Origin of the sequence: Flavobacterium sp., assembly GCF_043722275.1 — a bacterium.
Classification (GTDB): domain Bacteria; phylum Bacteroidota; class Bacteroidia; order Flavobacteriales; family Flavobacteriaceae; genus Flavobacterium.
This window is the reverse complement of the sequence record NZ_JAYSPC010000007.1, coordinates 19,359-40,454: the sequence shown is the minus strand read 5'-3', so window position 1 is coordinate 40,454 and position 21,096 is coordinate 19,359. Positions and strand designations below refer to the sequence as shown.

At 32.8% G+C, this 21,096-nt stretch carries 23 protein-coding genes; 14 read left to right on the top strand and 9 right to left on the bottom strand.

Annotated features, from left to right (window positions below; all coding sequences use genetic code 11):
- Positions 1–24: 24 nt before the first annotated feature.
- Positions 25–438, bottom strand: coding sequence for a DUF1842 domain-containing protein (locus tag ACHZDT_RS00885; protein WP_394772777.1), 414 nt, complete (start codon positions 436–438; stop codon positions 25–27).
- 359 nt (positions 439–797) lie between these two features.
- Here ACHZDT_RS00885 and ACHZDT_RS00880 point away from each other — a divergent pair, with 359 nt between their 5' ends.
- The 10 genes from ACHZDT_RS00880 (at position 798) to leuB (ending at position 10,999) form a co-directional block, all read left to right on the top strand.
- On the top strand, positions 798–1,301 hold the full coding sequence (locus tag ACHZDT_RS00880) for a GbsR/MarR family transcriptional regulator (protein ID WP_394772776.1): 504 nt from the start codon (positions 798–800) through the stop codon (positions 1,299–1,301).
- A gap of 60 nt (positions 1,302–1,361) precedes the next feature.
- On the top strand, positions 1,362–1,811 hold the full coding sequence (locus tag ACHZDT_RS00875) for a DUF2071 domain-containing protein (protein WP_394772775.1): 450 nt from the start codon (positions 1,362–1,364) through the stop codon (positions 1,809–1,811).
- On the top strand, positions 1,777–2,595 hold the full coding sequence (locus ACHZDT_RS00870; protein ID WP_394772774.1) for a hypothetical protein: 819 nt from the start codon (positions 1,777–1,779) through the stop codon (positions 2,593–2,595). The genes ACHZDT_RS00875 and ACHZDT_RS00870 overlap by 35 nt, the downstream gene beginning before the upstream one ends.
- Before the next feature lie 185 nt (positions 2,596–2,780).
- Positions 2,781–2,987, top strand: a complete 207-nt coding sequence (locus tag ACHZDT_RS00865) for a DUF1731 domain-containing protein (RefSeq protein WP_394772773.1) — start codon at positions 2,781–2,783, stop codon at positions 2,985–2,987.
- A gap of 595 nt (positions 2,988–3,582) precedes the next feature.
- The gene (locus tag ACHZDT_RS00860; protein WP_394772772.1) at positions 3,583–4,386 is read left to right on the top strand and encodes an SDR family oxidoreductase; all 804 of its coding nucleotides are present in this window, start codon (positions 3,583–3,585) and stop codon (positions 4,384–4,386) included.
- A gap of 76 nt (positions 4,387–4,462) precedes the next feature.
- Positions 4,463–5,383: a helix-turn-helix domain-containing protein gene (locus ACHZDT_RS00855; RefSeq protein ID WP_394772771.1), complete on the top strand. Its 921-nt coding sequence runs from the start codon at positions 4,463–4,465 to the stop codon at positions 5,381–5,383.
- Between the two features lie 521 nt (positions 5,384–5,904).
- Positions 5,905–7,299 carry a 3-isopropylmalate dehydratase large subunit gene (leuC, locus tag ACHZDT_RS00850; RefSeq protein ID WP_394772770.1) on the top strand — a complete coding sequence of 465 codons (1,395 nt, stop codon included), beginning with the start codon at positions 5,905–5,907 and terminating at the stop codon, positions 7,297–7,299.
- Between the two features lie 115 nt (positions 7,300–7,414).
- On the top strand, positions 7,415–8,011 hold the full coding sequence (gene leuD / locus ACHZDT_RS00845; RefSeq protein WP_394772769.1) for a 3-isopropylmalate dehydratase small subunit: 597 nt from the start codon (positions 7,415–7,417) through the stop codon (positions 8,009–8,011).
- A gap of 222 nt (positions 8,012–8,233) precedes the next feature.
- On the top strand, positions 8,234–9,757 hold the full coding sequence (locus ACHZDT_RS00840) for an alpha-isopropylmalate synthase regulatory domain-containing protein (protein ID WP_394772768.1): 1,524 nt from the start codon (positions 8,234–8,236) through the stop codon (positions 9,755–9,757).
- Between the two features lie 180 nt (positions 9,758–9,937).
- Positions 9,938–10,999: a 3-isopropylmalate dehydrogenase gene (leuB, locus tag ACHZDT_RS00835; protein WP_394772767.1), complete on the top strand. Its 1,062-nt coding sequence runs from the start codon at positions 9,938–9,940 to the stop codon at positions 10,997–10,999.
- A gap of 131 nt (positions 11,000–11,130) precedes the next feature.
- Here the strand turns inward: leuB and ACHZDT_RS00830 are convergent, their stop codons facing one another.
- Both ACHZDT_RS00830 and ACHZDT_RS00825 read right to left on the bottom strand, forming a co-directional pair.
- Positions 11,131–11,490 (bottom strand): RNA-binding protein, encoded by a 360-nt coding sequence (locus tag ACHZDT_RS00830; protein ID WP_026982652.1) that lies wholly within the window; start codon positions 11,488–11,490, stop codon positions 11,131–11,133.
- 150 nt (positions 11,491–11,640) lie between these two features.
- Positions 11,641–12,114 (bottom strand): DUF6252 family protein, encoded by a 474-nt coding sequence (locus ACHZDT_RS00825; RefSeq protein WP_394772766.1) that lies wholly within the window; start codon positions 12,112–12,114, stop codon positions 11,641–11,643.
- 188 nt (positions 12,115–12,302) lie between these two features.
- On the opposite strand from ACHZDT_RS00825, the gene ACHZDT_RS00820 reads away from it, so the two are divergent.
- From ACHZDT_RS00820 to ACHZDT_RS00805, 4 genes are all read left to right on the top strand, one after another.
- Positions 12,303–12,869 (top strand): 30S ribosomal protein S16, encoded by a 567-nt coding sequence (locus tag ACHZDT_RS00820; RefSeq protein WP_394772765.1) that lies wholly within the window; start codon positions 12,303–12,305, stop codon positions 12,867–12,869.
- A gap of 15 nt (positions 12,870–12,884) precedes the next feature.
- Positions 12,885–13,409 (top strand): ribosome maturation factor RimM, encoded by a 525-nt coding sequence (gene rimM, locus ACHZDT_RS00815; RefSeq protein ID WP_155076699.1) that lies wholly within the window; start codon positions 12,885–12,887, stop codon positions 13,407–13,409.
- 234 nt (positions 13,410–13,643) lie between these two features.
- Positions 13,644–13,994, top strand: coding sequence for a four helix bundle protein (locus ACHZDT_RS00810; RefSeq protein ID WP_394772764.1), 351 nt, complete (start codon positions 13,644–13,646; stop codon positions 13,992–13,994).
- A gap of 132 nt (positions 13,995–14,126) precedes the next feature.
- Positions 14,127–14,834, top strand: coding sequence for a tRNA1(Val) (adenine(37)-N6)-methyltransferase (locus ACHZDT_RS00805; RefSeq protein WP_394772763.1), 708 nt, complete (start codon positions 14,127–14,129; stop codon positions 14,832–14,834).
- Between the two features lie 42 nt (positions 14,835–14,876).
- Here the strand turns inward: ACHZDT_RS00805 and ACHZDT_RS00800 are convergent, their stop codons facing one another.
- The 6 genes from ACHZDT_RS00800 to ACHZDT_RS00775 form a co-directional block, all read right to left on the bottom strand.
- On the bottom strand, positions 14,877–16,529 hold the full coding sequence (locus tag ACHZDT_RS00800; RefSeq protein WP_394772762.1) for a S41 family peptidase: 1,653 nt from the start codon (positions 16,527–16,529) through the stop codon (positions 14,877–14,879).
- Between the two features lie 46 nt (positions 16,530–16,575).
- Positions 16,576–17,868, bottom strand: a complete 1,293-nt coding sequence (locus ACHZDT_RS00795) for an HlyD family secretion protein (RefSeq protein ID WP_394772761.1) — start codon at positions 17,866–17,868, stop codon at positions 16,576–16,578.
- 3 nt (positions 17,869–17,871) lie between these two features.
- Complete coding sequence (locus ACHZDT_RS00790) at positions 17,872–20,064, bottom strand: peptidase domain-containing ABC transporter (protein ID WP_394772760.1); 2,193 nt, start codon at positions 20,062–20,064, stop codon at positions 17,872–17,874.
- Positions 20,065–20,378: 314 nt separating this feature from the next.
- Entirely contained in the window at positions 20,379–20,570 is a 192-nt protein-coding gene (locus tag ACHZDT_RS00785) for a hypothetical protein (RefSeq protein WP_394772759.1), read from the bottom strand.
- Between the two features lie 51 nt (positions 20,571–20,621).
- A complete protein-coding gene (locus ACHZDT_RS00780) occupies positions 20,622–20,834 on the bottom strand; it encodes a hypothetical protein (protein ID WP_394772758.1) in 213 nt (70 codons plus the stop codon).
- 37 nt (positions 20,835–20,871) lie between these two features.
- Complete coding sequence (locus ACHZDT_RS00775; protein WP_394772757.1) at positions 20,872–21,093, bottom strand: hypothetical protein; 222 nt, start codon at positions 21,091–21,093, stop codon at positions 20,872–20,874.
- Positions 21,094–21,096 lie beyond the last annotated feature (3 nt).

The following is a 21,096-nucleotide window of genomic DNA, read 5'->3' as shown; positions in this document are numbered from 1 at the left end:
AATTTGTTGGGGAGAATTTTAAATCTAAACCAATTCTTCTTTTAAGTTTTTCGCTGAAGCTACCGGTACTTTTTCAACTTGATGTTGATAGTATGAAAAACCTCCCTTTCCGTTCCAGGCGTCATTGATCGCCAAATGAGCATCAAAATCAGCTAAAAAAGCACCTATTGCCGGAGGAGGAACAGAATGAACATATTGACCTTGAAGACTCACTACTTTAGTAAATTCTCCAAATCCAGTTGAATGAATTTTACCTTTTACCTGAACTACAATATGACTATCAGGACCTTGTATTGCCTGAGTAATCACTACTGTACCAGCTACAGAATTTTGTGATGGTACAACTACCAAACTAAATGAAGCGATTGGAGCACCTGGTGTTCCTACATTTCCTATTGTGCCTTTTGCTAAATAAGCACCTGCTAATAAATCTGACATAACTTTTTTGATTTAGGTTTTCCTACTCATAAGGCTTTTCGGTGACGCCTCGTTTTTTTTAGTGGGTTCTGCTCCACATATTTTATTTTACAAATCGCATTGTTTCAAATAGTTAAAACATTTTTAAACAATACATTTATGGGTTTATTTCTATTCAAAACTATAGCAAATAAAAAGGCGTTTTTGATAAAATGCTACAGGATGGAATTAATTAGACATGAAACGAGATAAAGAATGGCACAGAAAAATTTGATGCGTATAAACACCTGATTTTGTATAAATCCGAAAAAAAATCACATCTCAGAAATTATGTTTCATTTATTATTGAAAGTTTAAAAACTTTTAGCTACATTTGTTTCATGGAATTCAAAGAAGCAAAAAATAAGTTCGTACAAACCTGGGGAGCATTAGGTTCTCAATGGGGAATTAATAAAACCATGGCACAAATTCATGCTTTATTAATGATCTCTAACGAACCTGTTTCAATGGAAGATATTATGGAGGAACTGCAAATTTCCAGAGGTAATACAAGCATGAATTTAAAAGCTTTAATGGATTGGGGAATTGTTTATAAAGAATATAAAGCCGGAGAAAGAAGAGAATTTTTTACTGCCGAAAAAGATTTAGACGAATTAGCCGTGAAAATTGCCAGAGAAAGAAGTAAAAGAGAAATCAAACCTGCGCTTAAAATTTTAAAGGAAGTATCTACAATTGATGCTAGTAATTCGGCGGAAGAAAAACACTTTGCAGATCAAACTTCTAAATTATATGACTTTGTTTTAAAAGCAGATAATATGTTAGATAAAATGACGGAATTCAATGAAAACTGGTTAGGACGTTTGGTTCTAAAAATCATGAAGTAAAAAAATTTAATTAAAACTTTCATTTTTTTCTGAAAGTTTAAAATATTAAAAAACAATATTATGAATTTCTTAAAAGCAGAATGGAAAAATTTAGCACTTTTCAATTATCAAGTTGATGCTAAAATATTAGAAAAATATGTTCCGGTTGGTACTGAAATAGATTCATGGAACAACAAATGTTACGTTAGCCTTGTAGGTTTTATGTTTAAAAACACCAAAGTTTTAGGAATCAAAGTTCCATTTCATATTGATTTTGAAGAAGTAAATCTTAGATTTTATGTAAAACGATTTGAAAATGGAGAATGGAAACGCGGTGTAGTTTTCATTAAAGAAATTGTCCCGAAAAAAGCCATCACTTTTATCGCCAACAATTTATATCAGGAACATTATGAAACTCAAAAAATGCGGCATGAAATCATTAAGAACAATACAACTAATATTTCGCATCAATTAAGAATCTATAAAACCAAAAATCATGAAAACTCTAGAAAACCAAACCTTGCTTTATGATGAAGATTGTCCGCTTTGCAGTTTATACACAACTGGCTTTGTAAAAAGCGGAATGTTAGATGAAAATGGTCGAAAATCATATTGTCAATTATCTGAAGAGGAGCAAAATTTTGTAGACTTAAAGCGTGCGCCAAATGAAATTGCTTTGATCGATAATAAAACAAAAACCGTAATCTACGGCATTGATAGTTTATTGAAAGTTGTGGGATTTTCATTTCCATGGATTGAAAAACTTGGAAAAACAAAGCCAGTTCATTTCATTTTAAGAAAATTATATTCTTTCGTTTCTTATAATCGAAAAGTAATCATTCCGGGAAATATAAACGAAGAAAACAAATTGCAATGTACTCCGGATTTTAATTATAAATACCGTTTTCTTTTTATTGGATTTGCCTTAACGATAACAAGTTTTGTATTGTTTGGATATTCTAATTTAATTCCGAATTTACCAAAATCAAGTATTTTTAGAGAATTTGTTTTAGCTTTTGGTCAAATTGTTTTTCAAAGTTTATTTCTTTTAAAAGCAGACAAAAAAACAATTATGAATTATGCAGGAAATTTAATGACCGTATCTTTAATGGGATCTTTGATTTTGATTCCAATTTTATTTCTTAATCAATTTATAAATATTCCTGAAATATTGGTTTTAGGTTGGTTTGCAATAACAGTTTTAATAATTTTTAAAGAGCATTTTAGAAGAATCAAACTTTTAAAACTTCCTCAATATCTTTGTTATACCTGGATTCTTTATCGAATTATTGCTTTGTTTTTAATTTTAAATTAATTATTAAAAATTTTGCCACGAATTACACGAATCATCACGAATTAATATTTAATAATCTGACACAAGAATTTGAGCAAATTCGTGCAATTCGTGGCTAAAAAACTCATCATGAAAAAACTTATTATAGCCGCCGGAACAGGATTTTAGGACAAGTATCTCCAAAACCAGTTCGTAATGTTGACTTTATGAAGAAACTTAGAAAATCTGTTGGTTTTCCTTTCGGAATTCCGATGAGCGCTTTTCTTCTTGAAATTGGATCTTTTTTCATTAGAACCGAAACTGAATTGGTTTTGAAAAGTAGAAATGTGAGTCCGAAACGACTTTTAGATAATGGTTTTCAATTTAAGTTTAGAGATATTGACGAAGCTTTTAAAAATTTATTAAATAAATGATTTAAAACTTGAAGTAAATATACCTACTGACAAATTGATTATTCTAAAAAAGCTCCAGCGGAGCGTCATTTTTGTTTCTATCATTCCAAAACATTACACCCCACTGGGTTAATGGTTAATTGTTTTTCATTTCTATAAATATGGCGTCCCTCTGGGCAATGTCATTAAGTTAAATTTAAAAAAATAAAATTATTGCAAATTAAATCCGTTTTTATCCGCGTTTTTACGAAGTAAATCGGTTTTATCCGCGTCAAAATTAGACGCTGATTTTACTGATTCGCTAAAGCGAAAACGCTGATAAAAACGGATTTTTCTAGTTACTTTCTTGATTAAACTGTTAAGTAATTTTATAGATTTCCCTTAACTTAATGACATTGCCCGATCCCGAAGCGTCGGGACGGGACGAGATTGTTTAAATAAGTGAAACGCCATTTTTAAGTACAAATCTATGTTTCTATGTGTTAAAAAGAATTAGCACAACGGATTTTGATTCTAAAACTTCGATTATTCATTTTGGACACTCATTGCACCAAAATGAGCACTTTTAAACTGCAGTCTATCCTGAACTTTGCCCCATCAATTTAAAACAATTATTATGAAAACTATTTTTATTACAGGTGCTTCTTCAGGATTAGGAAAAGCTACAGCAAAATTATTTCAGGCAAAAGGATGGAATGTAATCGCAACAATGAGAAATCCCGAAAAGGAAACAGAACTTTCTAATTTAAATAATGTAACTCTTTTACCATTAGATGTTACTGATTACAACCAAATACAAAGCACGGTTCAAAAAGCGTTGGAATTAAGCGATATTGATATCGTTTTTAACAATGCCGGTTATGGTTTAATTGGTCCTTTGGAAAGTTTTAATGATGACCAAATCACTAAACAGCTTAATACTAACTTGCTAGGAGTAATTCGTGTTACAAATGCTTTTATTCCGTATTTCAGAGAAAGAAAAGGCGGTTTATTTATCTCAACTACTTCTATTGGCGGACTGATTACTTTTCCTTTAGGATCTGTATATCACGCAACAAAATGGGGACTTGAAGGCTGGAGCGAAAGCATGGCGTTTGAATTGAATCCGTTTGGGATAAACATCAAAACGGTTTCTCCGGGCGGTATCAAAACAGAATTCCTGCACGGATCACTTGATTCAGGAACTAAACCTGAATATCAAGCTATGTCAAACAGCTTGTTTGCAAGTGTTGACACGATGTTTGAAATGGCATCAACGCCGGAACAAATTGCTGATGTCGTTTATGAAGCCGCTACAGACGGAAAAACCAAACTGAGATATATCGCCGGAGAAGATGCTAAGGCACTTTACAAACAAAGACTGGAGCAAGGAGACGAAGTTTTTCGCTTGGCACTTGGAAAACAATTTTTTGGAGAATAATTTATTCAAACTAAATACCGTTCAGGTTTTGATAATCTGAGCGGCTTTAGTCTTGAAATTTTTATACATTTATATCATGGAAAAGAAAAACAATAATCCCACAAAAATTTCCTCAATATCGCAATTTCACAATTTATTAAATCTGCCAAAACCGCTTCATCCCATGATAAGTTTGGTTGATAATACCAAACTATTTATAGATGCTGATTTAACTAATAACCATTTCCTACTCGATTTTTATAAAATATCTTATAAATATTCTACGAATGGAAAAATGGGTTACGGTCAGGGCTATTATGATTTTAATGAAGGCGGATTAATGTTTACTTCTCCTAATCAATTGATTTTTACCGATAATCAAGAAGGAATTGAATATTTTGGTTATACCTTACTTTTCCATCCGGACTTTATCAGAAATTATCCTTTAGGGAAAAACATCAAAAAATACGGCTTCTTCTCCTACGATACCAACGAAGCTTTGCACCTTTCTGATAGTGAAAAAACAACTATTACAGGATTATTAACAAGTATTGATAATGAGCTTCATACATCTATAGACGAAATGAGCCAGGATGTAATCGTTTCTTATATAGACGTTTTGCTCAATTATAGCAATCGTTTTTACAAACGCCAGTTCATTACACGAAAAACAATGAGTCATGATTTATTATTGAAAGTAGAAGAAACTCTTGATACTTATTTAAATAATGCCGAGACCCTAAAAAAAGGTTTACCTACAGTAGATTTTCTTGCTTCACAAATTAATGTTTCTACGCATTATTTAAGCGATATGCTTAGAAATTTGACCGGCCAAAATGCACAACAGCATATTCATTCAAAACTTATTGAAAAATCAAAGGATTTCCTGATCAGCACGAATCTTTCGGTAGCAGAAATAGCGTATCAATTGGGTTTTGAATATCCTCAGTCTTTCAGTAAACTATTCAAAAAGAAAACTAGTTTAACGCCATTAGAGTTTAAAAATTCATTGAATTAGTCTTTATAATTACCCCTATTTATAAACCTCTTTTTATTTTAAAATCATAAAATTTCATAAAAAACATTTACTTGGATGTCGTAGTATTTGAGGGAAATTTTAAATATAAAAAATCACTGAAAAATTGATTTTTTAAGCTTCAGAATCTCATTAAATGAAGCTTTTTACACACTTAAAAAAGAATTTTAAAATAACAATTATTACTATTTTTATTCATTTTGTTACATTTTTTTTAATTAAAACACACAATACGTGCTGATTTTACGATAAATTTGCCAACTATTAAAAATTATAGCAGTCAAATCAAAATTAACCAAAAAAGAAAAATAAAAGCAATTTATATTCATTCTACAACTAAATTCAATTACAAAAAAGCCAATCGCAATTTGTATTTTGGTTTGGGTATCGTATATAATGAAATATTGAAATTGATGACCTTATATCTTTTTCTAATTTTGTTTTTCTATTATAATGAGCAGGAAATTGCTGTGGTTAGAAATTACAATTAAAAAAAATAAAAAATGAGTAAGACATTATTTGACAAAGTATGGGATTCACATGTAGTGCGTAAAATTGAAGATGGACCAGATGTGTTTTTTATTGACCGTCATTTCATTCATGAGGTTACAAGTCCTGTTGCTTTTCTAGGATTAAAAGCCAGAGACGTTAAGGTTTTATATCCTGAACGTACTTTTGCAACTGCAGATCACAATACACCAACCATAAACCAACATTTACCAGTTGAAGATGCTTTATCTGCCAATCAGCTTAAAGCGCTTGAAGATAATGCCGCCGAATACGGAATTTCGCATTGGGGTTTAGGTCACATTAAAAATGGAATTGTACACGTAGTTGGTCCTGAAAACGGAATTACTTTGCCAGGTGCTACTATTGTTTGTGGCGATTCTCACACGTCTACTCACGGTGCTTTTGGAGCGATTGCTTTTGGTATCGGAACTTCTGAGGTTGAAATGGTGCTTTCTACGCAATGTATCATGCAGCCAAAACCAAAGAAAATGCGTATTAACGTAAATGGTGAATTAAGCAAAGGTGTTGGTCCAAAAGACGTTGCACTTTATATTATTGCGCAATTAACTACTTCCGGAGGAACGGGATATTTTGCCGAATACGCCGGAGATGTTTTTGAAAATATGTCTATGGAAGGTCGTATGACAGTTTGTAATCTAAGTATCGAAATGGGTGCTCGTGGTGGAATGATCGCCCCTGACCAAAAAACGTTTGATTTCCTTGAAGGAAGATTATACGCTCCAAAAGGCGAAGCTTGGGATAAAGCAGTTGCGTATTGGAAAACCTTAAAAACGGATGCTGATGCTGTTTTTGATGCTGAATTAAACATCAAAGCGTCAGATATTGAACCAATGATTACTTATGGTACTAACCCGGGAATGGGAATTGGTATCTCAAAACATATTCCGACTGCCAATCAGGTTGAAGGCGGTGCGGAAACTTATAAAAAATCTTTAGCTTATATGGGCTTTGAAGAAGACGATGTAATGATTGGAAAACCAATTGATTATGTTTTCTTGGGAAGTTGTACAAACGGACGTATTGAAGATTTTAGAGCTTTTACAGAAATTGTAAAAGGAAGAAAAAAAGCAGATAATGTTACCGCTTGGTTAGTTCCGGGTTCTCACGTTGTTGAAGCTCAAATTAAAGAAGAAGGTTTACTAGATATTTTAACCGAAGCTGGTTTTGTATTACGTCAGCCGGGTTGTTCAGCTTGTTTAGCCATGAACGATGATAAAGTTCCTGCAGGAAAATATGCGGTAAGTACATCAAACAGAAACTTTGAAGGCCGTCAGGGTCCTGGTTCAAGAACTTTATTAGCAAGCCCAATTATGGCTGCCGCTGCTGCTGTGACAGGAAAACTAACTGACCCGAGAGAGTTGTTCTAGTCAATGACAATTGCAATAACAATTTCAAAAATTCAATAAAATTGCTTTTAGATTTAAACATAGATTCTCATTTTCAGAAAATCTAAAATCTAAAATCCAAAAATCTAAAATTAAAATGGCATACGATAAATTTAATATACTTACCAGCAGCGCAGTACCGTTGCCAATTGAGAACGTAGATACAGATCAAATCATTCCGGCTCGTTTCCTGAAAGCTACAAAACGTGAAGGTTTTGGAGATAACCTTTTTAGAGACTGGAGATATAACGGAGACGATTCTCCAAAAGCCGACTTCGTTTTAAACGATTCAACTTATAGCGGAAAAATCCTTGTTGGAGGAAAAAACTTCGGTTCAGGATCTTCAAGAGAACACGCTGCTTGGGCTGTTTATGATTACGGTTTTAGAGCTGTCGTTTCAAGTTTCTTTGCAGATATCTTCAAAGGAAACTGTTTAAACATTGGAGTTTTACCGGTTCAGGTGAGCGCGGAATTTGCTGATACAATTTTCAAGGCAATAGAAGCTGATCCTTATACACAATTAGAAATCAACTTACCCAATCAAACCATTACATTATTAGCAACGGGTCAACATGAATCTTTTGATATTAATGGATACAAAAAGAACAATATGGTTAATGGCTTTGACGACATTGATTATTTGCAAAACATTAAAGAAGATATTGTGGCTTTCGCCGATAAACTTCCTTACTAAAAAATCTTGTTCAATCTATTTAGACCCGACAGGTTTTTGAAACTTGTCGGGTTTTTCTAAATTAAATTAGAAAACATAGAACGCAGATAAAACCAGATTTTATTTTTAGCTAAAGTAAAAATCAGCGGTAATCCGCGTCTTCGCAAAGCGAATCAGTAAAATCAGTGTCAAAATTAAAATAGGAATCAATAATATCCAGCCATTAGAAATTAGAATATCAATATGGAAAAAAGAAAAATTGAAATAATGGATACTACACTTCGTGATGGTGAACAAACCTCCGGAGTATCTTTTTCTGCTGCAGAAAAATTGACCATTGCACAATTATTGTTAGACGAATTAAATATTGATAGAATCGAAATTGCTTCGGCTCGTGTAAGCGAAGGAGAATTTCAAGCAGTAAAAGGCATCACATCCTGGGCAACCGAGAAAGGATATATTAATAGAATCGAAGTACTTACATTTGTAGATGGTGGCGTTTCAATTGATTGGATGATAAAAGCAGGTGCAAAAGTGCAGAATTTATTAACCAAAGGTTCAATGAATCACTTAACACATCAATTAAAAAAAACACCGGAACAGCACTTTTCTGAAATTGCGCAAATCATCGCTTTAGCGAAAGAAAATAATATTGAAACCAATGTTTATCTGGAAGACTGGAGCAACGGAATGCGAAATTCTCCTGAATATGTTTTTCAGTTTTTGGATTTTTTAGTTACTCAGCCAGTAAAAAGAATTTTACTTCCTGATACTTTGGGCGTTTTAATTCCGTCTTTGACTTTTGAATTTATATCTAAAATTAGAGCAAAATATCCTCAGATTCATTTTGATTTTCACGCACATAACGATTACGATTTAAGTATTGCCAATGTTATGGAAGCTGTAAAAGCTGGCATAAACGGGCTTCACGTTACTGTAAACGGAATGGGGGAACGTGCAGGAAATGCTCCTCTTGAAAGCACCGTTGCCGTGATAAATGATTATTTACCAGAGGTTAGCATCAACATAAAAGAAACTTCCTTATATACAGTAAGTAAATTAGTGGAGACTTTTACAGGATATAGAATTCCTGCCAACAAACCAATTGTGGGCGATAATGTTTTTACGCAAACTGCCGGAATTCACGCCGACGGAGATAATAAAAACAATTTATATTTTAATGATTTGCTTCCGGAACGCTTCGGGAGAAAACGAAAATATGCCTTAGGAAAAACTTCGGGCAAAGCCAATATCGAAAAAAATCTTCAGGAATTAGGTTTAAAATTAAACAACGAAGATTTGAAATTGGTTACCCAAAGAATCATTGAATTAGGCGACAAAAAAGAAACGGTTACTAAGGAAGATTTACCATACATTATTTCAGATGTTTTGGACAGCCACACTTATCAGGACAAAATTACAATCGAGTCCTATATATTAATTCATTCCAAAGGAACACGTCCATCAACAACATTAAGTTTAAATCTTGACGGAGAAATCATCGAAGAACACGCTCAGGGCGATGGACAATTTGACGCTTTCATGAATGCATTAACCAAAATCTATAAAAGCAAAAAAATGACTTTGCCAAAACTGATTGATTATGCCGTTAGAATCCCTCCAGGAAGTAGTTCAGATGCTTTATGCGAGACTATTATCACCTGGATAAATGATAGCGGGAAAGAATTTAAAACAAGAGGATTAGATTCTGACCAAACAGTTGCAGCGATTATTGCAACTCAAAAAATGTTGAATGTAGCTCAATAAAGCTTCTAAGTTGCTAAGCTTCTAAGTTACTAAGTAAAAAGACTTAGAAACTCAGTAGCTCAAATCTTAGAAACTAAAAGAATAAAGAACACCAATTTACTAAATCACTAAGTATGAAAAAACTTAGAAACTTAGCAACTCAGAGACTTAGAACCTTAAAAAATATAAATAACTAAAAAAATGAAATTTAACATAGCCCTTTTAGCAGGAGACGGAATTGGTCCTGAGGTAATAAATGAAGCAGTAAAAGTATCTGATGCTATTGCAAAAAAATTCAATCATGAAATAACATGGACACCAGCTTTAACAGGAGCTTGTGCAATTGATGCCGTTGGAGTTCCTTATCCTGATGAAACTCACGAGATTTGTATGGCTGCTGATGCTGTTTTATTTGGAGCAATTGGTCACCCAAAATATGATAACGATCCAAGCGCGCCAGTTCGTCCGGAGCAGGGATTATTATTAATGCGTAAAAAATTGGGGTTATTTGCAAACGTTCGTCCTACTTTTACTTTTCCATCCTTAATTGATAATTCTCCTTTAAAAAGAGAAAGAATCGAAGGAACTGATTTAGTTTTCTTAAGAGAATTAACGGGCGGAATTTACTTTGGAGAAAAAGGAAGAAGAGACGGCGGAGAAACTGCTTTTGATAATTGTGTTTATACAAGAGTCGAAGTTCAGCGTTTGGCTAAAAAAGGTTTTGAATTAGCGATGACTCGTAGTAAAAAATTATGTTGTGTTGATAAAGCTAACGTATTAGAAACTTCACGTTTATGGAGAGAAACAGTTCAGACAATGGAAAAAGATTATCCAGAAGTTACTGTTTCATACGAATTTGTTGATGCTGTTGCGATGCGTTTGGTACAATGGCCAAACTCTTATGACGTATTAATTACTGAGAATTTATTTGGAGATATATTAACGGATGAAGCTTCGGTAATTTCAGGTTCAATGGGATTAATGCCTTCTGCTTCTGTTGGAGAACATACTTCATTATACGAACCAATTCACGGATCTTACCCGCAGGCAACCGGTTTAAATATTGCTAATCCGTTAGCAACTATTTTATCTGCTGCAATGATGTTCGAAGATGCTTTTGGATTAAAAGACGAAGCTGAAGCAATTAGAGCAGTTGTAAACAAATCATTAGAACAAGGAATTATTACGGAGGATTTGGCTGCAAAAGGAACTAAAGCATACAAAACCAGCGAAGTTGGAGACTGGCTTGTAGCTAACTTATAGTATTTTGTTTCAGGTTTATTTTGTTTAAAGTTTCAGGTTGTTGAAACGTGAAACAAAATAAACTTGAAACTTGAAACAAAAAAAAAGGGATCAATTTACATTGATCCCTTTTATATATTTAGAAAAAAATATTAATATCCTCCTCTGTTACCACCACGGTCATTTCCACCACGGCTGTTTCCTCCACCATAACCTCCGCGTGAATCTCCACCGCGACTGTTATTGTTGAAGCTTCTTCTTTCACCTTCAGGTTTCGGCTCAGATTTATTAACCACAATTGCACGACCTTGAACAGTAGCTCCGTTCAATTCATCAATTGCTTTTTGAGCTTCTGCATCGTTTGGCATCTCTACGAAACCAAAACCTTTGCTTCTTCCTGTAAATTTATCAGTAATGATTTTAACTGAATCTACTGCTCCGTAAGCCTCGAAAGACTCTCTTAAATCTGCTTCCTCAATACTGAATGGAAGACTTCCAACAAAAATGTTCATATGTACTTATTTATAATAATGTAGCAAATGTAGTCTTATTTTTTCTGTAATCTACTATATATTAGTTTATTTATGTTTTTATTTGGATTTAAAAATATAAAAATCAATAAAATCAAACAATCGTAAATTCAAAACTTAATATTTAATACTCTAAAGTGGTGAAACAGTAATTTTATAAAAAACACCTTCTGTAAAATTTATTGTTGGTTTCTCGGTATCTTCATCATCCACATTTACTGCGTTTACTTTAAAGGTTCCTGAGATAGTTTTATTATCAATATTATATTCAGTAATGATAATTTGTCCATTTCCTCTATTTTCTCCAGTTGTAAATTCTGCCAATTGTGAAGCCAGGCTATTAGAATAGGTTGCAGTTGTAACATTATCAATTCCTAAAATATAAGTTTTTTGAGCTGGTGAAGGAATTTTAAAAGTTACTTTCTCAAAACCTAATAAACCTTCAACAATAAGACTTCCATTTGTTTCTATATGAGCAGTATAACTTTGAGCTCTCCAAAAAACATTATCTTTTAAAGTTTGAAATGCGGGATTGTTAAATTTTATATCCTCTGTGCATGACACTAATAGAAAAGCAGCCATTAATAAGAATAAGTATTTTTTCATAAAGCAATGGATTTGAGGCAAAGTACCGTATTTTAGCTAATAACTCCGACTATACAGCAGTCAAAAACGGCAAAAATGTACCTTGACAATTTTTAATATCTTTTGAAACGGATAATTCATAAAAAAATTATATCTTTGCGCCCTTAATTAACAGAGGTCGAGTACCTCAAAATTTTAATCATAAGATTATGTCAGTAAAAATTAGATTACAAAGACACGGTAAAAAACAAAAACCTTTTTACTGGGTTGTAGCTGCGGATGCACGCTCAAAAAGAGATGGTAAATACTTAGAGAAAATCGGTACTTACAATCCAAACACAAACCCTGCAACTATCGAATTAAACATTGATAGCGCTGTAAAATGGTTGCACAATGGTGCACAACCTACTGATACGGCTAGAGCAATTCTTTCTTATAAAGGTGCTTTATTGAAACACCACCTTGATGGAGGTATTCGTAAAGGTGCTTTAACTCAAGAGCAAGCTGATGCTAAATTATCTGCTTGGTTAGATGCTAAAGCTGGAAAAGTTGATGCTAAAAAAGACGGTTTAACAAAAGTGCAAGCTGATGCTAAATCTAAAGCTTTTAAAGCAGAACAAGAAGTTAATGCTAAACGTTTAGCTGCTGCAGCTCAAGCTGAAGCTGATGCTATCGCTGCTGCAAATCCTGCAGTTGAAGAAGAAGTTGCTGAAGTTGAAGAATCAACTGAAGAAGCTCCTGCTGCTGAAGAAAATAACGAAACAACTGAAGCATAATTATATTTAGCGGGAATGCGTAAAGAAGAATGTTTTTATTTAGGTAAGATCGCTAAAAAATTTAGTTTCAAAGGTGAAGTCCTGGCTTATTTAGACACGGATGAACCTGAGTTATACGAAAATCTGGAATCAGTGTTTGTTGAATGCAACAAACACCTGGTTCCTTTTTTTATTGAAAAAAGTTCTTTGCACAAAAACGATTTTCTTAGAATTCGTTTTGAAGACATGAACACCGAAGAAGATGCAGACGCCATTATGGGTAACGCTATTTATCTTCCTTTAAATATGTTGCCAAAACTTACAGGTAACAAATTTTATTTCCATGAAGTAATCGGTTTTGAAATCGAGGACCAGCGTTTAGGCGTTTTTGGAAAAATTGCTGCTGTAAACGATACAACTGCACAGCCACTTTTTGAAGTTTTAAATGGTGAAGTCGAAATGCTGATCCCAATGATCGATCATTTCCTTGTAAAAATTGATCGCGAGAACAAAAAAGTGATCATGAACTTACCTGAAGGACTTGTTGAGATGTACCTTTAGTTTTAAAATTCCAATATTTTAAATTCCAAATTCCAATCTAACAGAAGGAATTCCAATTTCCAACCAAATTAGAGAAATTCAAAAAAAGAAAATTCCAAATCCTATAATAGAATTGAACTTCAATTTTATGCATGATCTTTTTAGTAAAAAATAATTAGAAAGAAAAATCTTACTTAAAAATAAATTCCTATTTTTGAACTCCACTTATTGGAATTTAAAAAATGAAATTTTATCATGACCAAACCTTATGATTTAGAGGAAAGGACTTTCCTGTTTGCAAAAGAATGTAGAATTTATATCAGATCATTAGCAAAAACTACATCCAATATTGAAGATGGAAAACAATTAGTAAGATCTTCAGGCTCAGTTGGCGCTAATTATATTGAAGCGAATGAAAAGCTTGGAGATAAAGATTTAATATTTAGACTCAAAATTTCCAGAAAAGAAGCTAAAGAATCCAAATATTGGCTGAGATTACTTCACGAATTAAATCCTGATCATAAAATACTTTCAGATCCTTTATTATTCGAAATAGAAGAATTACGAAAAATTTTATCAGCGATAATCAACAAAACTTCAAAATAAATATTAAGATTTTAATCTTACTTTTGCAAATCAAAATTACTCCGTTTTACATTTGGAATTTGGAATTTCTTTGTTGGAATTTTATTTTTCGTGTTGGAATTTGGAATTTAAAAAAATTGGAATTTAATCTCTATGTTTACATTTAAACAATTTTCAGTTGCACAAGATAAAACTGCTATGAAAGTAGGAACTGACGGCGTTTTATTAGGTGCTTGGGCTCCTGTAAATCATAATCCGTTTAGTGTATTGGATATTGGTGCAGGAACTGGAATTATAGCTTTGATGCTGGCTCAGCGAACTTATGCTGAACAAATTGATGCTCTTGAAATTGACGAAGAAGCTTATGAACAAGCAGTTGATAATTTTGAAAATTCTCCTTGGGGAGATCGGCTCTTTTGTTTTCACGCAGGATTAGATGAATTTATTGAAGAGCCGGAAGATGAATATGACCTAATTGTTTCAAACCCTCCTTTTTATTCTGAAGATTATAAAACCGAAAATGAACAGCGTGATTTAGCACGTTTTCAAGATGCAATGCCTTTTGAAGAATTAGTCGAAGCAGCTGATCTGTTACTTTCTGAAAATGGAATATTTGCTATTATTCTTCCATTCAAGGAAGAAGAAAATTTTATCGCATTAGCAAAAGAATCCGAATTATATCCCTTGAAAATTACTCGCGTAAAAGGAACTCCAACCTCAGCAATAAAACGCAGTTTATTAGCTTTTAGCCGAAATGAAACTTCAGAAATTGAAATGGATGAGTTAACAATCGAAATCGGCAGACATGTCTATACGCCTGAATATATTGAGCTGACAAAGGATTTTTATTTGAAGATGTAAAAATCTTGCCAGAGTTTGAACTCTGACAAAGATTAAACTTTCCTATTTTCCGCTTTTTGCAAAAAGAACAGCACGATCTAAAACCTCATCTTTTCCTTGCTGAATACCTAAAATCGTTGGCTTTACTTCAATATCAGGAACAATCCCAATACGTTGAATTTCTTTTTTATTAGGATAAAAAACGCCATAACAGGTAAATGAAGAAGATAATCCTTTTATGATCGAAAATTTATAGTTTCCTCCATCTGCACCTCCGGTCTGGCTTCCTATTACAATTGTAGCTGGAACCGTTTGCAAAGCCATAGCCGCATGTTCTGCATGGCTTACCGCATTTTCATCAACTAAAACAATAACATTTCCTTTATAATAATCAGGATTAATTTTTCCCAAATTTTCAGTTCCTGATCTCCAAATATATCTTCCGGGAAAAGTGATGTCCGGATCAATATATTTTGCATATTCTGTCGATTTCGGATTAAGCCAGTCTGCCAGCGCATACATTACATCATGAGGTTTTCTTCTGTCATCAAAAATAATGGCTTTTGTATTTTTAAGTTGATTTATTAAATTAGGAACATCTTCAACATCTAAGGCATCAAAATTAACATACCCAATATTCCCTTCTAAAATGTTCCATTTTTCTTTTTTAGGATATTCAATTTTCAAATCTTGATATTTATATCTATTAATTGATTTTACAGCTGTTTTACCATCTCTTATAAATTCAATTTCAACTAATGCTGTTTTTCCATTAAAAATAATCCAGTATGCATTTTTCAAAACTGAAGGTTCATTTGATCCTTCAACATACTTTCTGTTTTCTTTTATAATTTCAGCAATTGTTTTTCCTTCCACTTTTGTAATAACATCACCAATTTTTACATCACTGACCTTCGCCAAAGAGTCATTTTTTAAACCAATAACTACAGCTTTTTCATCAATTATTTTAACATCAAACGGAATAAATTTGTCTCCGAAATAATCAAATAATTGAGACATTTGAGTTGAAGCATGTGTATCATTTAGTTTTATAGAAATTTCACGCATTGCTAACACAAAATCTTTTTCTGACTCCGGAGCGATAATTCTTGGTAGGAATTCCACCAAGGTTTTATCCCATTTTTGATCCATTTGATATTTATAGGGAAAGAAATATTCTATATAATTCCAATATCTGAAAAATGCCAGAAGACGAAGATTTTTATCTGTCCATTTAAAATCCGGATATTTAATTTCATTAGTAAATTGCAAAGGCACAGATCCACTGCCCAATTCATAATTAACATAATACTGTTTGGTCTGAATTCTATTTTCTTCAATAAATTTTAATTTTTTTGAAAGTGATTTAGAAAACACTTCATTTTTTGACAACCAGGATAAATCGAAGTTCTTGTCAAAATAATTGATTTTAGAAACAGGTTTAACAACTTTATATCCTTTTACTTCTCCTAAAGAACTAATCCAGTTTTCGATTATTAATGAAAATTCTTCGGCTGATTTTGCTTCCTCTACTTTTGGTAAAATCTTAAACAATTCTTCATCCCAGTTTTTGCTCCCGTCAGCCACATTTGGGTGATAATATTTTAGAAATCCCCATATTTTATTAGTTGCCGCTAACTTCTGAATTTCAGTTATTGGCTTTGAAAATGCAATTTGAAATAATAAAACAAGAATAATAAGTAAAGCTTTTTTCATTATATAAAAAATAGTTTTGGGTTATTTAAATGGTTTTTGGTTAATTCTAAACTTGCTCAAAAATACTTTTGAACTGATATAAAATACGTTCGATCAAACGTAAATCTTCGGTTACGATTTCAGCGCTTCCTTTCATTTCCTGCTGAAATACGATTTGTTTTTTATAAGAAGTCATTAATCCGTTTGGAAGGGCGACATCCAATAATAAATTTCCGTCTTTATCAGGAACCAAAGAAATATTACGAATCTTACCTTTTAATACACCAAACTCACGATCCGGAAAATTCGCCAATCTTATATTTACCGTTTGTCCGACTTTTATTTTTCCGGAATTTAACGCTGGTGCTTTTACTTTTCCGACAAATCCATTTTTAGTGTCCGGAATAATTGAAAAAACATTATCACCCACATTTATGGTTTGATTCTCAGTCCAGACCTGCAAAAAAGTAACTACTCCGCTAACGGATGATTTCAACGCATAAGCAAGTTCCCAATCTTTTATCACTTTTTTAAGCTGATAAAAAGATTGCGCCATGTTTCTTCCTAATGTAACTTCTTCCTTAGTGCCGCTTATTTGTGAATTCTGACTCAATTTTGAATTATCAATTAAAGACGACCTTAATTGCGAAATAGACGTTAAAAGGCTTTTATAGCTTTTTTGAGCCTGAAGATATCCTAATTTTTTAGCCTCCATTTCCTGAGCCGAAATAATTCCTTTATTGAATAACGTTTCAAAACGGGCAATTTCATTTTTTTGAAGTTGTAATTCGCTTTCGTTAATTACTTTTTGCTGTTGCAGAATTTCCAGTCTTTCCTTGATTTGAATTTTTTCTGAAACCTGCGCCCTGTTTTCTACTTCAAACGGCTGAAGATTTTTATTCAATTGTTCTGCCTGATAATCTTTTTGAAAAACAGCAAAAGCACTTTCTATTTCACCTAATTGTGCATTTTTCAGCAAAGCAAACGGGAAAGCTTTCTTTGGATTATTAATATTATATTCATCAACTATTTTTTTCAATGAAAAAACGTCTTTGTAATTTGCTGTGTTTTCGATAATAGCAAGTGTAGTATTTTTTGACACGATCGATTTATCTTTTACCAAAATAGCTTCAATTCGCCCGGAAGATTTTGAAACTATTTTCTCTGGCGGAATATTAGTGGTAATTACAATTTCGGTATTTACAACATCCGGATATTTGATAAACCAGGAAACGAAAAACAGCATAAAAATAATTACGAATATTAAAACTGTTCCCCAACGGATCATCCAATGCGGTACTTTAGTCAGAATGTCCTGGACTTCTTCACTTCTGAGTTCGAATGTAGTATCTTCAGCCATGATTTAATTTCCTAATTGTAATTGATTTTTAACCAGCTCAAAATAATTCCCTTTTTGCTCGACTAAAGCCGAATGATTTCCTATTTCGATGATTTTTCCTTTGTCTAAAACAACGATTTGATCCGCATTCATTACTGTGCTTAATCTATGTGCAATAACAATAACTGTCTTGTTTTTAAAAAAAATATCAAGTTTCTGCATAATTTCTTTCTCATTATTAGCATCCAAAGCTGATGTTGCTTCATCAAAAAATAATATCTCAGGGTTTTTATAAACTGCTCTGGCAATTAACAAACGCTGTTTTTGTCCGGTGCTCATTCCTGTTCCTTCTGCACCAATTTTAGTGTTATAACCAAGTGGCAAACCGCTAACATATTCTTTAATATTGGCTACGTCAGCAGCATAAACCAATCGTTCCTTATCCACTTTATCCACGCCAATTGCAATATTATTGGCAATAGTATCACTAAAAATAAAACCCTCCTGCATTACTGCTCCAATATTTGCTCGCCAGGCTTTTTGTGAAATATTCCTTAGTTGCGCATTACCAATGTTGATTTCTCCCTTTTCAGGTTCATAAAATTTAAGCAACAACTTCATTAAAGTCGTTTTTCCGCTTCCGCTGACACCTACAATTGCCGTTACTTTATTAGCTGGAATATTTAGGCTTAAATTATCCAATACAGGAATATCAGATCCCAAATATCGATATGAAAGATTTTTTATATCAATATCACAATCATACGGCACATCACTAGTTTGATGTTCTTCCTGCTGGGTTTCATCTTCCTTTTCATGAATTTCGGACAATCTCGCTAATGAAATTTTAGCATCCTGAAGTTCTCTCACAAATTCTATAAGTTGCGTAATTGGCCCATTTAAACTCCCTACAATTGAACTTATCGCCAGCATCATTCCTAACGTTATAGAACCATCAATTACTAATTTTGCAGAAAGAAATATGATAAAAATATTTTTCAACTCATTGATTACAGAAGAACCAATTGTTTGTGTTTGCTCTAAAACCAATCCTTTTATAGAAACCCTAAATAATCTTGCCTGAACATATTCCCAACCCCAACGTTTTTGTTTTTCGGCATTATGAAGTTTAATTTCCTGCATTCCGTTAATAAGTTCCATTACTTTGCTTTGTTCCTGAGAAACCTCGGCAAAACGCTTATAATCCAGAACTTCTCTTCTTTTTAAAAATAAAGTAATCCATCCAAAATAAAGTATGCTTCCGGCAAAAAACACAAAAAATATCTGCAGGTTGAAATAGGCCAAAACTCCTCCCATAACAAACATATTAATTACAGAAAACAGCACATTTAATGATGATGTTGTCAGGATTTTTTCGATTCTGCGATGATCATTTATGCGCTGCATGATATCTCCCGTCATTCTCACATCAAAAAACGAAATGGGAAGATTCATTAACTTAATGAAGAAATCAGAAATGAGCGAAATATTTATTCTTGTCGAAAGATGCAATAATATCCAGCTTCTTATGAGTTCTAAGCCTATTCTTCCGGCAAAAAGAAATAACTGGGCAAAAAGAATGAGATAAATAAAATGAATATTTTGGTTTTGTATTCCAACGTCAACAATACTTTGAGTTAAAAAGGGGAAAATTAGCTGAATCAAACTGCTTGCTAATAAACCTATACTAAGTTGTGTTAAAAATGATTTATACCGCAATACATATTGCGATAACAATTTAAAGCCTAATCCTTTATTTTCTTCTTTGTCAAATTCAGACTGAAAAAACTTTGGCGAAGCTTCCATCAATAAGGCGATTCCTTCCTGAGTTGCATCATCGGCATTATTGCCTATCCAGAATTTAAGAAAATCTTGTTTATTATATTCAATTAAACCAAAAGCCGGATCAGATATATAATACGTTCCCCTTTTAATCTTATAAAGTACGACGTAATGATTTTTATTCCAATGTAAAACACAAGGTAAAGGCGCTTCGTTTAATCTTTCAAGATTTAATTTCACTCCTAAAGTCCTGAAACCAATTTTTTCTGCAGCATCGCTTAAAAAAAGCAAATTACTTCCTTCACGAGTTGTTTCACTAATGTCTCGCAACTCCTGAATCTGGATTGTTTTGCCGTAATGCTTAGCAATTATTTTTAAACACGTTGGTCCACAATCTTTATAGTCAGCTTGTTTATAATTGGTGAATTTTTTCAACTTATATTTTTTTTCCAGAGCAATTTAAGATTAAATTTCATGATATGACATAAAAAAACAGAGAAGATTATTATCTTCTCTGTCAGGTATTTAAAGACCATATTTATTAGAAATACAATTTCTGTAGGACATGGCACTGGTTAACCCTAACCAATTAAAATCAACTCAGTGACCAATTTCCTAAGAATCCCTACACCAATCATCAATGTTGGGAAATTTGCTCAATGTTCCACGATCGAGCGCCTACAAATTAAAAAAAACATGACTAAATTCTAAAAAAGGCTATTTTGTACTTCTATTAAAACGGTTAAAAATTAACAACAAAGGCGACTTGTATCACAAATACCTGATAATGTATTTACAGGACAGGTTCCGCCTACGGGTATTAAAACACAACCAGCTTCTATTGCATGTATCCAACATTCAGGAATTCCTCCCTTTATTGTTTTTTGCTCATTTTTGCTAATATGCTGTGCATCTTCTAAACTCAAAATATTTTTTAACATTTTATAAATATTGTTATTCAAAATCAAATAATGCTTATAACATTTCAATAGTTAACACGGAGCCATTAATATCGAACATTGATTTGATCCTATGTAAACAGGTCGTAAATTACGTGGATACGCCAGACATTGAGCCTCACTAGCAGAGAACACCACAAACTCCCCACATTCTCCATCAGGTGGGACACTTCCTCCTTTAATGCTTTTTTGTTCACTTACTCCTAGTGCTTCTGCTCCTTTTAAGTTTAAAATTTTTTCTAACATGATTCTTTGTTTTAAGTTATTTTAAAAATCCAGAATATTATTCAAAAGGAAACTTACAATTTCCTGTACTTCCTTCGCTCAAACCGGGAATTGATCCGTCAGGGCAATATGTAAAACAAGATGCACTACTGGACACGTTTCCTCTAACACAAAAGCAATGACAGTTAGATGGTGGAATTGGCTGTCCTCCTTGTATAACTTTTTGCTCATGTGAACTTAACAAATGAGCTCCTTCAAGGTTTAAAATGTTTTTTATCATGAT

Coding starts and splice junctions, on each gene's coding strand:
- ACHZDT_RS00775 (WP_394772757.1), bottom strand. CDS start 21,093: ATGATAAAAAACATTTTAAACCTTGAAGGAGCTCATTTGTTAAGTTCA.
- ACHZDT_RS00880 (WP_394772776.1), top strand. CDS start 798: ATGGAATTCAAAGAAGCAAAAAATAAGTTCGTACAAACCTGGGGAGCA.
- ACHZDT_RS00870 (WP_394772774.1), top strand. CDS start 1,777: ATGAAAACTCTAGAAAACCAAACCTTGCTTTATGATGAAGATTGTCCG.
- ACHZDT_RS00885 (WP_394772777.1), bottom strand. CDS start 438: ATGTCAGATTTATTAGCAGGTGCTTATTTAGCAAAAGGCACAATAGGA.
- ACHZDT_RS00875 (WP_394772775.1), top strand. CDS start 1,362: ATGAATTTCTTAAAAGCAGAATGGAAAAATTTAGCACTTTTCAATTAT.
- ACHZDT_RS00825 (WP_394772766.1), bottom strand. CDS start 12,114: ATGAAAAAATACTTATTCTTATTAATGGCTGCTTTTCTATTAGTGTCA.
- ACHZDT_RS00860 (WP_394772772.1), top strand. CDS start 3,583: ATGAAAACTATTTTTATTACAGGTGCTTCTTCAGGATTAGGAAAAGCT.
- ACHZDT_RS00785 (WP_394772759.1), bottom strand. CDS start 20,570: ATGTTAAAAAATATTTTGAGTTTAGAAGATGCACAGCATATTAGCAAA.
- ACHZDT_RS00800 (WP_394772762.1), bottom strand. CDS start 16,529: ATGAAAAAAGCTTTACTTATTATTCTTGTTTTATTATTTCAAATTGCA.
- ACHZDT_RS00805 (WP_394772763.1), top strand. CDS start 14,127: ATGTTTACATTTAAACAATTTTCAGTTGCACAAGATAAAACTGCTATG.
- ACHZDT_RS00865 (WP_394772773.1), top strand. CDS start 2,781: ATGAAGAAACTTAGAAAATCTGTTGGTTTTCCTTTCGGAATTCCGATG.
- ACHZDT_RS00780 (WP_394772758.1), bottom strand. CDS start 20,834: ATGTTAGAAAAAATTTTAAACTTAAAAGGAGCAGAAGCACTAGGAGTA.
- ACHZDT_RS00830 (WP_026982652.1), bottom strand. CDS start 11,490: ATGAACATTTTTGTTGGAAGTCTTCCATTCAGTATTGAGGAAGCAGAT.
- leuC (WP_394772770.1), top strand. CDS start 5,905: ATGAGTAAGACATTATTTGACAAAGTATGGGATTCACATGTAGTGCGT.
- ACHZDT_RS00820 (WP_394772765.1), top strand. CDS start 12,303: ATGTCAGTAAAAATTAGATTACAAAGACACGGTAAAAAACAAAAACCT.
- leuB (WP_394772767.1), top strand. CDS start 9,938: ATGAAATTTAACATAGCCCTTTTAGCAGGAGACGGAATTGGTCCTGAG.
- rimM (WP_155076699.1), top strand. CDS start 12,885: ATGCGTAAAGAAGAATGTTTTTATTTAGGTAAGATCGCTAAAAAATTT.
- ACHZDT_RS00855 (WP_394772771.1), top strand. CDS start 4,463: ATGGAAAAGAAAAACAATAATCCCACAAAAATTTCCTCAATATCGCAA.
- ACHZDT_RS00840 (WP_394772768.1), top strand. CDS start 8,234: ATGGAAAAAAGAAAAATTGAAATAATGGATACTACACTTCGTGATGGT.
- ACHZDT_RS00810 (WP_394772764.1), top strand. CDS start 13,644: ATGACCAAACCTTATGATTTAGAGGAAAGGACTTTCCTGTTTGCAAAA.
- leuD (WP_394772769.1), top strand. CDS start 7,415: ATGGCATACGATAAATTTAATATACTTACCAGCAGCGCAGTACCGTTG.
- ACHZDT_RS00795 (WP_394772761.1), bottom strand. CDS start 17,868: ATGGCTGAAGATACTACATTCGAACTCAGAAGTGAAGAAGTCCAGGAC.